Genomic DNA, 15476 nt, shown 5'->3' with positions numbered 1-15476 from the left:
TTTTTATTTTATAAAAACTGTTTTATCTTTAATTTCAAATGAATTAATAACACTTGCGCTTTTAATTGCAGACAATATTTCTTCAATTGATTGTTGCTTACTTAATACCCCTTTAAAAGTCATATTTTCAAGCTCTTTATTTTCAAATACTACCTCTACATCGTACCATCTGGAAAGAACTTTCATCAAGTGTTTTAAGGATTTTCCTTTAAAACTAAAAATGCCATCTTTCCAAGAGATTTCTCCATAAACCTCAACTGTTTTAATATCAATGCCATTTTCACCTTCAACAATTATGGCTTGCTGACTTGGTTTTAGTATTTCTTTATTATCATTTGTCTCTAAAGCAATTTTACCTTCTACCAATGTGGTGTAAGTAATGGTTTCATCTTGATAGGCTTTTACGTTAAATTCTGTACCAAGAACTTCAATTTCTTGGCCTTTAGAACTTACTATAAAAGAAGCTCCATTGTGTACTTCGCTTGGAGATACATCAAAATAAGCTTCACCATAAACCAGCTCGACATTACGAGGTTTTTTCTCTTGAAATGAAACTGGGTATTTTATTTTGGATTCGGAGTTTAACCAAACTTTGGTTCCATCAGACAAAGTGATAAAAAACTGTCCTCCCCTAGGAATGGTTAAGTAGTTATAGGTTATTTCTGTGAGGTTTTCTTCAGCAGCCTGATAAATTAAGGTTTCTCCGTCGCTACTTAAATTTTTTGTCTCGTAGACTTTTGTTTTCTCAAGAGCAACTTCTTTTCCATCTTCTAAAGTAAGAACGGCTTTATTAGAACCTATCTCGATAGGACTAGCTATTTGTATAGATTGAAATTCTTCTTTATTATCATAAAACGTATCTTTAAAGAAATATCCTGTTGCTAATATTCCTACTACAATTGCAGCAGCTGCATATTTTAAAAATTGTTTGGATTTGTTTAGCTTAATTACCTTCTTATCTTGGTTTATAACATCCAACAACGCAGTCTTCACTTTATTTGAGTCATATTGTCTTACATTATATTCCACTGCGTAATTTATTTTTACAAATGTTTTGAATAACTCTTTATTATTAGAATCTTCAAGCCATTTTTCAAGACAATCTAACTCTAAGGCAGTTGCCTGATTGGTTAGAAATTTAATTATTAATTTTTCCTGATTTGGAGATATCATTTTAATCTATTATTTACATCTATTACGAACCTTTTTTAAACAACCCTAACTTTTTTATTCACTTTTTTTATACTTTGCACAACAAATAACCTTTTTTATTGGTATTTTCTCATATTATGAATCTGTATTCAGATAACACGCACCTTATTGAATCTCTAAAATCTGGAGAATCAAAAGCTTATACTTATTTGGTGGATAATTATCATCATAAACTATGTGTGTATGCTTATGGATTAACACGGGACCACGATTTAGCTGAAGATATTGTACAAAATGTTTTTATACGCACTTGGAGGAAAAGAGGTAAATTAAAATCTGAATTTTCTATAAAAAGTTTTCTATATAAATTAGTTTATAACGAATTTATCGATCAGTATAGAAAGCAAAAAAATGTATTCCCATTAGAAAAAAAATATATTGAAGAACTTACAACTATTATAGAGGATAACGATTCAAGTGCCGTAGAACATTTGATTGGTCTTGTAAAGAAGGAAATTCAGAATTTACCACCCAAATGCAGAGAAATCTTTTTATTAAGTAAAGAAAGTGGTCTTACAAATATTGAAATTGCTGAGCATAAAAATATTTCTCTTAAAACTGTTGAAGCACATATAACCAAAGCTTTTTCGATTTTACGAATAAAAATAGGTCCTAAAGTAGATGGAATTTTATTTTTGTTGTTTGGTAATTAATATTTTACAACGAAAAATTTAAAATAAACAAAAAAAACCAATCATTTTCATGATTGGTTTTTTTTAGTCGAGGTGGCAGGATTAGCTTCGCTGATCCTGATTAAGTGATGTTGCTCAATCAAGCCTAAACTGCTATCGCAGTTGACGGCTTTTTTTATGACAAAACTAACGTTCGGCTGACTCCGACGACTTTTTGCCTAAAAAAGCCTAAAATCTTACAGATTTTAGGCTTAATTAGTCGGGGTGGCAGGATTCGAACCTGCGACCTCCGCGTCCCAAACGCGGCGCGATAACCGGGCTACGCTACACCCCGAATTGGCTATCTAATACTCACATAGTGAATTTCGAGGTGCAAATATATGACTTTTCTTTAACAACCAACAACTTTTATTTTTAAATTTATAGATTAAATTACTATATCATGAAATCATCTTACTCTTTCATCTTAATTTTTTGCTTATTTAGTGTAATATCTTGCGGACAAGATAAAAAGAAGATAGCTTCTAAAGAAACCTATCAAGTTGTTGTTCCTGATTTAAATATTCCTTGGGGGTTTGCATTTTTACCAGATAACTCCATGTTGATTACTGAAAAAAAAGGCGAACTCATCCATTTTATAGATGGAAAAAAAACACTTATCGAAGGTTTGCCTGAGATAGAAGTATTAGGTCAAGGTGGGTTAATGGATATTGAACTTCACCCTGATTATAAAGATAATGGTTGGATTTACATTTCATACGCTTCTCCTGAAGGTGAGAAAGAAGGTTGCAATACCGCTATTATGAGAGCAAAAATTGAAAACAATCAATTAATTAATAAAGAATTACTGTATAAAGCATCACCAAATACCACAACAAGCTATCATTTTGGTTCCAGAATTATATTTGATAATAAGGGTTATTTGTATTTTACCATTGGGGACAGAGGTGAAAAAGATATAAATCCCCAAGATTTAACAAAAGATGGCGGCAAAGTCTATCGACTTTATGACGATGGAAGAATTCCTGAAGACAATCCGTTCTATAATACACCAAATGCAAAAAAGGCAATTTATACTTATGGTAACAGAAATCCTCAAGGTATGAAAATTCATCCAAAAAATGGAGAAATTTGGACTCATGAGCATGGACCTAAGGGAGGTGATGAGATAAATATTATAAATTCTGGTAAAAATTATGGATGGCCTAAAGTATCTTATGGAGTAAATTATGTAGGTACAAAAATTACAGATTATACAGAGCTTCCAGGTATGGAATCTCCTATACATTATTGGGTACCATCTATTGCTCCAAGTGGAATGGCATTTATTTCTAGCGATATCTATCCAGAATGGAAAGGTAACTTATTGGTTGGATCTTTAAAATTTCAGTATGTTAGTAGATGCATTTTAAAAGAGGATAAGGTTCTAAGTGAAGAAAAATTATTGGAAGGCCTTGGCAGAGTTCGGTCTATTGAACAAGGTCTAGATGGCTATATGTATGTAGGAGTGGAGAATTTAGGCATTGTTAAACTTTTACCTGAAAAGTAATAAGTCTATTGATTTGTAAGTTTCAAAAATAGCACTCATATTTCCAATGTAAATACCTAAATTTGTGCTTTAAATAAAAAATCAAATTCATGCTAATTATTGGAATTGCAGGTGGAACAGGTTGTGGAAAAACAACGGTTGTAAACCAAATATTAAATCAGTTACCAGAAGGAGAGGTTGGTGTAATTTCGCAAGACTCCTATTATAAAGACACCTCTCACTTGAGTCTGGACGAAAGAGTTAAAATTAATTTCGACCATCCTCGTTCTATTGATTTCGAATTACTTGAAAATCATTTAAAAGAATTAAAAAAAGGCAACGACATTCACCAACCTGTTTATTCTTTTATTAAACATAACAGAACTGGAGACACCATTTTAACGCATCCAAGAAAAGTGATGATTGTTGAAGGGATTTTAATTCTAACAAATCCAGAATTGAGAGAGATGTTCGACATTAAAATATTTGTTCATGCAGATAGTGACGAACGATTGGTACGTCGTCTAAAACGTGACATCACAGAACGTGGCAGAGATATTGAAGAAGTATTGGCTAGATATCAAAACACATTAAAACCTATGCACCAACAATTTATTGAACCAATGAAGGAATATGCAGACATTATTATTCCTAACAACAAATACAATACGGTTGCTGTAGATATTGTTAAAACTATTATCAATCAACGTTTAGTATAATGGCTAAAAAAACAAGTAAATACTTAAAACCTTTTAAAAACATTTTTGTTTTAATCCTAGTTGTATTTGCTGTTTGGATGTTTTTTTTCGATGCCAATTCATGGTTAATTCACAACGAATTAAACTCAGATATTGATGAACTTGAAGCCGAAAAAAACTTTTACAAAAACGAAATTATTAAAGATCGTAAAGCCATAAAAGAACTGAGTACCGAAGAAGGTGTTGAGAAATTAGCTCGTGAAAAATATTATATGAAGAAAGAAAATGAAGAAATATTTATTATTGAATACCAAGATAGTATAGCTAAAAAAGATAAAAATGAGCAATAAATTATTTGAAGAATTTAGCGATGTTTCATCTAAAGAATGGAAACAAAAAATTCAAGCAGACCTTAAAGGAGCCGATTATAACGATACGCTTATATGGAAAACAAACGAAGGCATCCATGTAAAACCTTTTTATCATGCAGACGAATTTTCTTCAATACCAAACATGTCTTCATCAAAAGCTACACAATGGCATATTTGTGAAACCATCTTTGTAGCCGATGTTCAAAAATCAAATACACACGCTAAAGAACTATTAAATAGAGGTGCAGAAAGTTTAAAATTTATTATTCCTTCAGAAGATGTTTCAATTGAAATTCTTTTAAAAGATATTGACTCAAGTAAAACACAGCTATTTTTTGAACTTCAGTTTATAGCTTCATCCTATGTTAATAAAATCTTTGAAATTGCTTCAAAAGAAAGAACTGTTATTCTAACAGATATTATTGGAAACCTTTCAAGAAGCGGAAATTGGTTTACTACGCTGCAAGAAGACCATAAAGAATTTGAAGCTATAGTTAATAAAACATCTACCATGAGTGTCGATGTGGCATTATACCAAAATGCTGGAGCAAATATGGTTCAGCAACTAGCATATGCTTTGGCTCATGTAAATGAATATTTAAATCATTTAAGCCAAAAAGATTCTCTTCAAGTAATCTTTAATGTGTCTGTTGGCACCAATTATTTTTTCGAAATTGCCAAATTAAGAGCCTTAAGAACCTTATGGCACACGCTATCTTCAGAATATAACATTACTTCTGAGTGTCATATATTTGTAGTCCCAACTAAACGTAACAAAACACTTTACGACTATAACACCAATTTGCTTCGTACTACCACAGAATGTATGAGTTCTATACTTGGTGGCGCAAATACCATAAATAATTTAGCTTACGATGCTATTTATCATAAAGACAACGAATTTGGAAGTCGTATCTCCAGAAATCAACTCTTGGTTTTAAAACATGAAAGTTATTTCGACAAAGTAAATAATCCTTCAGATGGTGCATACTATATAGAAAGTCTTAGTCAGCAATTAGCAGAAAAGGCCCTAGAGTTATTTAAAGATATCGAAGCTCATGGTGGCTTTTTAAAACAATTAAAAGAAGGCACCATTCAAAGAAAAATAAAAGAAAGTGCTGAAAAAGAACAAACACAATTTAATACAGGTGAAGAAGTTCTTTTAGGAACAAACAAACACCCTAATCCAAACGATAAAATGAAACAGGATTTGGAACTTTATCCTTTTGTTAAAACCAACCCTAGAAAAACACTTATCGAGCCAATAATTGAAAAAAGGTTAGCCGAAACTTTAGAAAAAAACAGACTAAAATCTGAATGAAAACCTCAATTAAAAAAATAAATAATATTGCCATGAGTAAAAACCTATTAAAACTTACAATAATTGTTTTATGCTTGACTCTTTTTAACTGTCAAGATGAATCAGCATCATTTAATAATTATAAGTATGCAGATCAAGAAAACATTTTAGTTTGCGATAATTTAGATACCAAATTATATTTTGAAGCTCTGCTTTCTTTCGAAGATGATATTACTGACAAATACGATCCAAAAAATAAAAATATTAGAAGAGGCTATTCATTTTTTACACGAGATGCCATAAATGGGAAGGTAAATTTCCAAGAGATTGTATCTCCTCATACCATGGAGATTTTTGAAGCATTAAAAAATGACAAAGACTTATGGCAAACAGATAATAGTATCAACTATCAATCAGATCTCTTAAATTGTCTTTCTAAGAATTTTAAAAATAAAGACCTACAAGCTACCTATAACGCTTTAGTATCTACCAACAGCATGAGAGCAGATATTTTTGGGGCTCCGCTTATTAAATTAGTTAAAAACGCTCATGAAGACAGGTATATGGCCGCTTATGTGGCTTTCGATTTATATTATGCAAATTTATTCAATGTCGATCCTGCATTAGTTTCAGAAAAACCAAAGAACAATAATGCTAATAAAAACAATAATGGCTTACCTAATGCTGTTAATTTAATAGACGCCAAAAAATAATAGGGAATTGATACACCATTAAAATGTCAAGAAAAAACATTCAACATATCACTTTAAAAACAGATTTAGAAACTGAAAAGTCTTTAGTAAATTCTGTATTTAATACAGCCGAAAATATTGATGTTAAATCCACTTATAGTAAAGACGATTTAAGTAATTTAGAACACTTAAATTTTGTAGCTGGAATTTCTCCATATCTTCGTGGGCCATACAGTACGATGTATGTTCGTAGGCCATGGACTATTCGCCAATATGCTGGATTCTCTACTGCTGAAGAAAGCAATTCCTTTTACAGAAGAAATCTAGCGGCAGGACAAAAAGGTTTATCCGTTGCTTTCGATTTGGCTACACATAGAGGTTACGATTCAGATCATGTACGCGTATTTGGCGATGTTGGAAAAGCAGGAGTAGCTATAGATTCTGTAGAAGATATGAAAGTGCTTTTCGATCAGATTCCACTAGATAAAATGAGTGTTTCTATGACTATGAATGGTGCTGTTTTACCAATTATGGCTTTTTATATTGTGGCAGCCGAAGAACAAGGTGTGAAGCCAGAACAATTGGCAGGTACTATTCAAAATGATATTTTAAAGGAGTTTATGGTTAGAAATACATACATCTACCCTCCAACACCATCCATGAAAATTATTTCAGATATTTTTGAATATACTAGCAAAAATATGCCAAAATTCAATAGTATCAGTATCTCTGGATACCACATGCAGGAAGCTGGAGCAACTGGAGATATTGAATTAGCATACACTTTAGCCGATGGATTAGAATACATAAGAAAAGGCATAGATGCTGGCATGGACATAGATACCTTTGCTCCTAGATTATCTTTCTTTTGGGCTATTGGCATGAATCATTTTATGGAGATTGCCAAAATGAGAGCTGCCAGAATGTTATGGGCAAAAATGGTGAAACAGTTCCATCCAAAAAACAAAAAATCTTTGGCTTTAAGAACACATTGTCAAACTAGTGGTTGGAGTTTAACAGAGCAAGATCCTTTTAATAATGTAGCCAGAACTTGTATTGAAGCTGCTGCTGCTGCTTTTGGAGGCACACAATCTTTGCACACAAATGCTTTAGATGAAGCCATTGCGTTACCAACAGATTTCTCTGCAAGAATAGCTAGAAACACCCAAATTTACCTTCAAGAGGAAACCAAAATCACTAAAACCGTGGATCCTTGGGCTGGAAGTTTTTATGTTGAAAAACTAACAAACGATATCGCTCAAAATGCTTGGAAACTTATTGAAGAAGTGGAAGAACTTGGTGGGATGACCAAAGCTATTGAAGCTGGAATTCCAAAATTACGCATTGAAGAAGCTGCTGCAAGAAAACAAGCAAGAATAGATTCTGGTGAAGATATTATTGTTGGTGTTAACAAGTACAGATTAGACCAAGAAGACCCAATTGCCACTTTAGAAGTAGATAATCAAACGGTTAGAACTCAACAGGTAGAGCGTTTAAACAAGATAAAGGCAGAACGAGATACTGATAAAGTAAAAAAAGCTTTAGCCAATTTAACCGAGGCCGCCAGAATTTGGACTAAAAATTCTAAAGACTCTCTTTTGAAAGAGAACAATAATTTACTAGCTTTAGCTGTTGAAGCTGCTCGAGAAAGAGCAACCCTTGGTGAAATAAGCGATGCTTTAGAAGTTGTATACGGACGATATAAGGCACAAATTAAATCCTTTTCAGGTGTGTATAGTAAAGAAATAAAAAACGATAGTTCGTTTAGCAAAGCCAAGCAAATGGCAGATGCTTTTGCAGAACAAGATGGTAGAAGACCACGTATCATGATTGCTAAAATGGGCCAAGATGGTCATGATCGAGGTGCCAAAGTGGTTGCCACAGGTTATGCAGACGTAGGTTTTGACGTGGATATTGGACCTCTTTTCCAAACCCCTCAAGAAGCTGCTAAACAAGCTGTAGAAAACGACGTACATGTATTAGGCGTTTCCTCCTTAGCTGCAGGACATAAAACCTTAGTGCCACAAGTTATCGAAGAACTTAAAAACTATGGTCGAGAAGATATTATGGTCGTTGTTGGAGGCGTGATTCCAAAACAAGATTATCAATATTTATTCGATGCTGGAGCCATGGCTGTTTTTGGTCCTGGAACTAGAATTAGTGATGCCGCTATACAGATTTTGGAAATTTTAATGGACTAACAATTTTAAACATTTAAATTAATTCTTTTGTTTCTTTCTTAGGATGTTACGAATATACTTTTCATGTAAATGCAAGCTCCCTTTTTAATTTGCTACATTCTATACAAGATTTAAAACCATGGCAAACCATAATAACACTTTAAATTCTAAAAACAAGGTTCTAAGTCTTGATGAGCTCCATCTGGATATTGAAAACAGAAGAAGAATAAATCAGCTGATTGAAGAATTTACTTATATAGAAGCTTTAAATACCCTTAATATTCCTGTAGATAATAAAATTTTACTTCATGGTCATACAGGTTGTGGAAAAACGGCTACAGCACATGCTATTGGACTGGCATTAAACAAAAAGGTAATTACCTTAAATTTAGGTAGTTTCGTATCTTCAAGATTAGGAGAAACAGCAAAAAACCTTTCAGATATTTTTAAAACAGCCTCAAACGATAAAGCTATTTTATTTATAGATGAATTTGACTTTATAGGTAAATTAAGAGATTATGATAATAAAGATTCTGGCGAAATAAAAAGATTGGTTAATGCCTTAATTCAGCAAATTGATCATTTATCGGATACGTCCTTACTCATTTGTGCAACCAATCATTTAGATATTATTGATACGGCATTATTGAGAAGGTTTCAGATAAGACTAGAATATCTATTACCAACAAAAGAGGCTTTAGATATTTATTACGATGGCGTTTTATCCAGTTTCCCAGACAATATTAACCAGATTAAAAGAAGCTATGGAATTTCCTTTGCTGAAGCCAAAGATTTAGCTTATCAACAAATTAAAGCCCATGTTATTGAATTTGAAAAACAAAGAAAACATTTACTCTTTTCTTATGGCGCATTAAAATCTAAACAGGTACAACAAGCTCATTTTGGGAGAGAAATTAAAGGTAAAGAAGACACCTTATCTGATTATATATTAACCGATATAGAAATAAAGGACACTTCAGTAATTAAAATAAATAAAACAGATAAACTTTCCATTGCCACAAAATCAAGAGGAGGCAGTAATACTATTGAAGGGCTTGTACTTGAAATAACAGGAGCAGAACTTATGCAAATAGATAGATTTGGACTTTCTAACTACAAAAGGGTTCAGGAAACCACAGAATCTGGTGCAGAGGTTTGGATTTACGTAGCTCATAATTCGTTTTAACCTATTTCTTACTTTATACTAATTACTTAGCATTTAACAAATGAATAAAATATTTCTGGGATTTATACTATGCTTTCTTAGCTTACATTCCACTTTTGCTCAAAGTTTGCAAGAAGGACAAAAAAGATGGAGTTCTGAATCGAAATTAACCATAGACGATTTTAAAATTAAAATCAATGACGGCAATAACGAATATGTTTATAGTCAGTTTATGATTTCTCATGCTATTGGGGGATTTGATTTCATGAAACGAAACCTAAATCAGAAAATTGATAACGTCTTCCTAGGGAACGCTTCTTGGATTGACACTACCAAAATTAGAAGTTTAGACAAGCAAATAGATTTTCAGCAAATGCAATTTGACCTTTCTGAAATTCAAGCTAGGAAATTTAGAAAGCGTGTTTTAGAACATAAGAAAGAAATTTCTAAAGGCTTTGATATTGTGAATCAAATTAGTAATGATATTATGGCTGAGTTTTCTGAAATTAGAATCAAATTCGTTAACGAAACCGAAAGTGGCAGAAATGAACAACAAATGATTGTCTGGAAAGAAAAAATTACGACTCAATTAAAAGCTTTTAACGACTTTAGGTACGAGAATACAAACAAGATTAAACTTCCTAAATAAAGCACATAATCCAAAAAAAACAACCCCTTGAAAATGGCTCTTCAAGGGGTTTCACTTAACTAATATTCCGACTTTAATCTATATAACCAATATGTTTCGGAATTGAACAACTATTATTTGCGTTTTCTTGTTTGTTTTGCTTCTAATTTTTGTTTTATTTTTTCTTGTCTTCTTTCTTTAAGATCTACTTTAGGCGCTTTTAAATTTCTACCTTTAGCCATGATAATATGTTTTAAATTTAATAATTAATTATAAATAAAACGTCAATTCTATTAGTGTAACCTACTCCTACGAGTTTATACTAAGTGTTAAACACATAGATTTATTAATTGATGGAGTAAGACAATCGAATTGTTTAAAGCACACTCGCGAGTGCTTAAAAATTCGGAAAGATAATTTTAGATTTTCTAATTGGAACTGAGGGTTGAAGTGCGTAATTTAAAAACCCAAAAGTCCTATGATAAACTTTAAGTAAAGTTAAAAAAAACTGAATATGTCTTTTAAAGGCGTTTCTCATAATCAACAAAATAAACCAAGGTATTGGTTGTTTTTGGTAACTAAGCGAACATAACCAATATTCCTGACATTTCAAATAGTTCCCTTCAAATTAACCCTTTATTAAGAAATTCTGAGTTGGTTTTACTGTCTAAACAATAAGTAAAACAAAAAAGCCAATTGGCATGAAGCTAATCGGCTTATTTTATAATCTATAAAAAATTATTAATCTACTTTTTTATCTTCATTAGTAATTTTTAATTCTTCAAAATCTCCAGCATTAACAACCGTCCATTCTTCGAATGTTTTGAAATACTTTTTAATGACTGTATTAACGTCATCAACAGTTAAACCTTTTACGTTTTCTTCAATTTCTTTCTGAAAGTTTAAATCTCTATTATAATATAAGTTGTTATTAATTAATCTTGCTAACTCATTATCTTTTGCTCTAGACACATTTTGACCTTGAACCCATCCGTTTATTGCAACTTGAAGTTCTTCTTCAGTAATACCATCTTGAATAAAACGTGCAATCTCTTCTTTAAATCCTAATTGTACTTTTGCAGCATTTTCTGGAGCATAAATAGCATACACAAAAATGGAAGAGTTTTTATCCTTATTATCGCTATCGACGTTTACACTTCCTCCTGCTCCATAACTAACTCCATCTTGCTGACGTAGTCTATTTGCAATTCGAGAATTCAAAAACCCACCACCTAAAATAGCTCCAGCCATTTGTAGAGCTGCATAGTCTTCATTATTCTGACTTACTTCAAACGACAATACACCAAAGGAAATCGAGTTTTTCTTATCTGGCGTTTTAATTTTAACATTATCTGTTGTATTTGCAATGTATGGGTCTGCTATTGGCAGGTATGGTTTATTTACTTTAAAATCTGCAAATTCAGCTTCAAAATAATCTTTCAGCTCTTGCTCATTAATATTTCCAATAGCTACTAAAGTTGCATTATCTGATATCCCGTAAAACGTATCGTAATACGATTGAATTTTCTCAATGCTTACATCGTTAATAGCTGCAATTTCTTCATCAATGGACATATTGTAATTTGGATGTCCTTTTTTGTAGTTCTGATTTAACAATCCAATTTCTCTAATGGCTAAAAACTGTGGCTCTGTTTTATTTTGTTCGATACTAGCTAGAGCTTGTGTTTTTAATTTATCTAATTCTGTTTGATCAAACTTTGGATTCTTTAACATATCTGTCATTATTGCTAAAGCCCCTTTTAGATTTTCGCGAGTACTATTTATTGTCACGCGAATGTTACCATTAGAACCATTGATATTTACTGAAGATTTCAAAGCGCTTAATTTATCTTCAATATCTTGTCTAGTTTTGGTAGTTGTTCCTTTATCTAACATACCTGCAGTATAACTAGCAATCATTCCTTTATTCATGAAATCGTTTATATTTCCATTTCTAATGGTAAATGTAAGATTAACTGTTTCTCCACGATTATCTTTAGTAATAAAGCCATATTCGATAACCGTTTTTTCAAGATTTCCTATATCTAAACGACTTGCAATATTATCATAAGACACATCAAAAGCTTCTCCTGCTCCCAGGCTTTCTTTACCTTTATAATTAGCAACTAACTCTTCTACATTTTCTGTATGCTCAATGGCAACACGCATAGGTTTTTCGGTTGGAATAAACTTTCCTACTGTCCTATTCGTTTGAATTAAATACCTCTGAATAGCAGCGTTAACTTTGTCTACAGTCATTTCCTCTATTCTATCTCGATTTATAAAAGCTAATCTCCAATCTCCAGCGCCTATGAATTCACTCATATAAGTAGCTAAAAAAGACGAATTTCTAAATAACTGATCTATTTGTTTAAGCTCTAAAGATTTCGCTCTATTGAGTTCTTCTTCAGTAATTGGATTATTTTTTAAATCATCTAATAGGCCTAATAACGCTGCTTCTGCTTCTGGTAAAGATTTATCTGAAGGCACATTTACATTTATATAAATAAAAGAAGGCTCTTTTGTAAATGGCATAAACGACCAAACAGAAGAGGCTTTATTCTCATCAACCAAAGCTTTATATATTCTCCCTGATGGGACATCGTTAAGCACTTTATCTACGATGCTCATAGCAGCATAATCCTCATGAGATCCGGCTGGGGTATGATATAATGCAGAAACAATTTGTAAATCTCCTACTCTATTTAAAGTCACCAACTTTTCTCCATCTTGTGGAGGCTCTATAGTTGGCACATCGTTTAATGGTGTTGAAGGGTTTTTTAAACCAGAAAACTTTTTTTCAATAAGAGCTAAAGTTTTGTCCGTTTCAAATTTACCGGTTACCATTAATACGGCATTATCTGGGCGATAATACTTTTTATAAAATGCTTGTAAGTTTTCTATTGGAACACGTTCAATATCTGAACGATTACCAATAGTTGACTGACCGTAGTTATGCCACATAAATGCAGCACTAATAACTTTTTTCATCAACACACCTGAAGGTGAGTTTTCGCCACTTTCAAACTCATTCCTTACTACGGAAAATTCAGATTCTAAATCCTTTTTTGCAATATAAGAATTCACCATTCTATCTGCTTCTAAATCTAAAGCCCAATCTAAATTTTCATCTGTTGCATTAAATGTTTCGAAATAGTTAGTACGATCATACCAAGTTGTTCCATTAGGCCTAGCTCCATGAGATGTAAGTTCTTCTGGAATATTAGGATGTTTTGGTGTGCCTTTAAATACCATATGTTCTAATAGATGAGCCATGCCTTTTTCTCCGTAACCTTCATGCCTAGAACCAACCTTATAGGTAATATTTACTGTTATTGTTGATGACGAATTATCTGGAAACAATAGCACTTTTAAACCATTATCTAGCTTATATTCTGTTATTCCTTCAACACTCGCAGTCTGTTTAATTTGCGCCGCTGTAGTAAAAGACATTATAAATAGCAATAAACTAGCGGATACAGCAATAAATCGATTTTTTGATTTCATATTTTTTTGTTTCTTTAAATATATATAAAATCTTACAAATAAATCTGTTTTAAAATTTAACATTATTTTAATTCGGATAAATTTGTCCGTATTAAATTTTTATTTTACATTTGTACCGAATTAAAACTATTATATGTTTTCTAAAGCATGCGAATACGGAATTAAAGCGTCTATTTATATAGCGTTAAACTCTTATGAAAATAAACGAGTTAGCCTGAAAGCTATTGCTAAAGAAATAAATTCTCCAGAAGCTTTTACAGCTAAAATTCTTCAAGATCTAGTAAGACATGGAATTATTAACTCTGTAAAAGGTGCTTATGGTGGTTTTGAGATAGACAAACATGCTATTGCAACTATTAAATTATCTCAAATTGTTAATGCTATAGATGGAGACAGTATTTATAAAGGTTGTGGCTTAGGTTTACATACTTGTGATGAGTTGCATCCTTGCCCAGTACACGATAAATTTAAATCTGTTAGAGACGAATTAAAATTTATGTTGGAAAACACAAACTTAGAAGAATTAGCATTAGACATTAAATCTGGTGTCTCATTTTTAAAAACTTAAAAAATAATTGAGTTCACTTAAAAAAATTTAAATATAAATAGGATAAAAACATCCGAATAAAAATAATTATGGAAACATTAACTAAAGACACACAAAAACAAATAGGGCAGTATGTTGCCGAAGATTATAGAACAGCTTCAGTATTTTCTAAGTATGGAATAGATTTCTGCTGTAAAGGTGACAGAACAATCGAAGAAGTTTGTACAAAAAATAATATTGATAGCAACACTTTATTAAGCGACTTAGATAAGATTGTATCTTCCAATGCAAATCAATCTATAGATTACAAATCATGGCCATTAGATTTATTAGCTGAGTATATTGAGAAAAAACATCACAGATATGTGGAAGAAAAAACACCTGTTTTACGTCAGTTTTTAGATAAGCTTTGTAAAGTACATGGTGGGAATCATCCTGAATTATTTAAAATCAATGAGTTGTTTACTGCTTCTACTGGTGAGCTTGCATCTCATATGAAAAAAGAGGAATTAATTTTATTCCCTTTCATTAAAAAGATGGTAAAAGCACAAATAGAAAAAGGTGCCATTTTATCTCCACAGTTTGAAACTGTTGCTAATCCTATTGCTGCCATGATGCAAGAACATGAGAATGAAGGAGAGCGCTTTAGACAAATTGCTGAATTGACAGACAATTATACACCTCCAGCAGATGCTTGTAATACATACAAAGTAACATTTGCCATGTTGGATGAGTTTGAAAAAGATTTACACTTACATATCCATTTAGAAAATAACATATTATTCCCTGAAGCTGCCAAATTAGAAAAAGCTTTTCTTTAAGAATGATTAATAGCAAATGACATTTTCTAAAGATAAATCTGGGAGTCTCTTCCCCAACGGCTTCCAGATTTTAAAATATAAATATTTTAACATTAGTAATAGTATTTAATAAAACACTTCTCCTGTAATTAATTATGGTTTTAAATTTGTTGAGGAGTAAGTTTATGTTCATGTAGTTTTTCTAATACAAGAGGA

13 protein-coding genes and 1 tRNA gene are annotated in these 15476 nt (G+C 31.9%); 11 read left to right on the top strand and 3 right to left on the bottom strand.

Annotation, left to right across the window (positions count from 1 at the left end):
* Positions 1-3: 3 nt before the first annotated feature.
* Positions 4-1173, bottom strand: coding sequence for a FecR family protein (locus OS191_RS04270; RefSeq protein WP_267154477.1), 1170 nt, complete (start codon positions 1171-1173; stop codon positions 4-6).
* A 116-nt stretch (positions 1174-1289) separates the two neighbouring features.
* Here OS191_RS04270 and OS191_RS04265 point away from each other — a divergent pair, with 116 nt between their 5' ends.
* On the top strand, positions 1290-1865 hold the full coding sequence (locus OS191_RS04265; protein ID WP_267154476.1) for an RNA polymerase sigma factor: 576 nt from the start codon (positions 1290-1292) through the stop codon (positions 1863-1865).
* 238 nt (positions 1866-2103) lie between these two features.
* Here OS191_RS04265 and OS191_RS04260 read toward each other — a convergent pair.
* Positions 2104-2178, bottom strand: a tRNA-Pro gene (locus tag OS191_RS04260).
* Positions 2179-2286: 108 nt separating this feature from the next.
* On the opposite strand from OS191_RS04260, the gene OS191_RS04255 reads away from it, so the two are divergent.
* From OS191_RS04255 to OS191_RS04215, 8 genes are all read left to right on the top strand, one after another.
* Complete coding sequence (locus OS191_RS04255; protein ID WP_267154475.1) at positions 2287-3393, top strand: PQQ-dependent sugar dehydrogenase; 1107 nt, start codon at positions 2287-2289, stop codon at positions 3391-3393.
* An 89-nt stretch (positions 3394-3482) separates the two neighbouring features.
* On the top strand, positions 3483-4091 hold the full coding sequence (udk, locus tag OS191_RS04250; protein WP_267154474.1) for a uridine kinase: 609 nt from the start codon (positions 3483-3485) through the stop codon (positions 4089-4091).
* On the top strand, positions 4091-4420 hold the full coding sequence (locus tag OS191_RS04245) for an FtsB family cell division protein (protein WP_267154473.1): 330 nt from the start codon (positions 4091-4093) through the stop codon (positions 4418-4420). The genes udk and OS191_RS04245 overlap by 1 nt, the downstream gene beginning before the upstream one ends.
* Complete coding sequence (locus OS191_RS04240) at positions 4410-5762, top strand: methylmalonyl-CoA mutase subunit beta (RefSeq protein ID WP_267154472.1); 1353 nt, start codon at positions 4410-4412, stop codon at positions 5760-5762. Before OS191_RS04245 ends, OS191_RS04240 begins: the two co-directional genes overlap by 11 nt.
* Positions 5759-6454, top strand: coding sequence for a hypothetical protein (locus OS191_RS04235; protein ID WP_267154471.1), 696 nt, complete (start codon positions 5759-5761; stop codon positions 6452-6454). Before OS191_RS04240 ends, OS191_RS04235 begins: the two co-directional genes overlap by 4 nt.
* A gap of 23 nt (positions 6455-6477) precedes the next feature.
* Positions 6478-8634 carry a methylmalonyl-CoA mutase gene (scpA, locus tag OS191_RS04230; protein ID WP_267154470.1) on the top strand — a complete coding sequence of 719 codons (2157 nt, stop codon included), beginning with the start codon at positions 6478-6480 and terminating at the stop codon, positions 8632-8634.
* 118 nt (positions 8635-8752) lie between these two features.
* On the top strand, positions 8753-9799 hold the full coding sequence (locus OS191_RS04225; RefSeq protein WP_323370045.1) for an AAA family ATPase: 1047 nt from the start codon (positions 8753-8755) through the stop codon (positions 9797-9799).
* Between the two features lie 40 nt (positions 9800-9839).
* Positions 9840-10427, top strand: coding sequence for a hypothetical protein (locus OS191_RS04215; protein WP_267154469.1), 588 nt, complete (start codon positions 9840-9842; stop codon positions 10425-10427).
* Between the two features lie 720 nt (positions 10428-11147).
* On the opposite strand, the gene OS191_RS04210 is transcribed toward OS191_RS04215, so the two are convergent.
* On the bottom strand, positions 11148-13913 hold the full coding sequence (locus tag OS191_RS04210; RefSeq protein ID WP_267154468.1) for a M16 family metallopeptidase: 2766 nt from the start codon (positions 13911-13913) through the stop codon (positions 11148-11150).
* Between the two features lie 133 nt (positions 13914-14046).
* Here OS191_RS04210 and OS191_RS04205 point away from each other — a divergent pair, with 133 nt between their 5' ends.
* Together OS191_RS04205 and ric are read left to right on the top strand one after the other, a co-directional pair.
* Complete coding sequence (locus OS191_RS04205) at positions 14047-14481, top strand: RrF2 family transcriptional regulator (RefSeq protein WP_267154467.1); 435 nt, start codon at positions 14047-14049, stop codon at positions 14479-14481.
* A 68-nt stretch (positions 14482-14549) separates the two neighbouring features.
* Positions 14550-15281, top strand: coding sequence for an iron-sulfur cluster repair di-iron protein (gene ric, locus OS191_RS04200; RefSeq protein WP_267154466.1), 732 nt, complete (start codon positions 14550-14552; stop codon positions 15279-15281).
* Positions 15282-15476 lie beyond the last annotated feature (195 nt).

This window comes from Xanthomarina sp. F2636L (assembly GCF_026410195.1).
In the GTDB taxonomy this organism is placed as follows: Bacteria; Bacteroidota; Bacteroidia; order Flavobacteriales; family Flavobacteriaceae; genus Xanthomarina.
The sequence above is the reverse complement of the archived record's forward strand: the minus strand, read 5'-3'. Positions and strand labels throughout refer to the sequence as shown.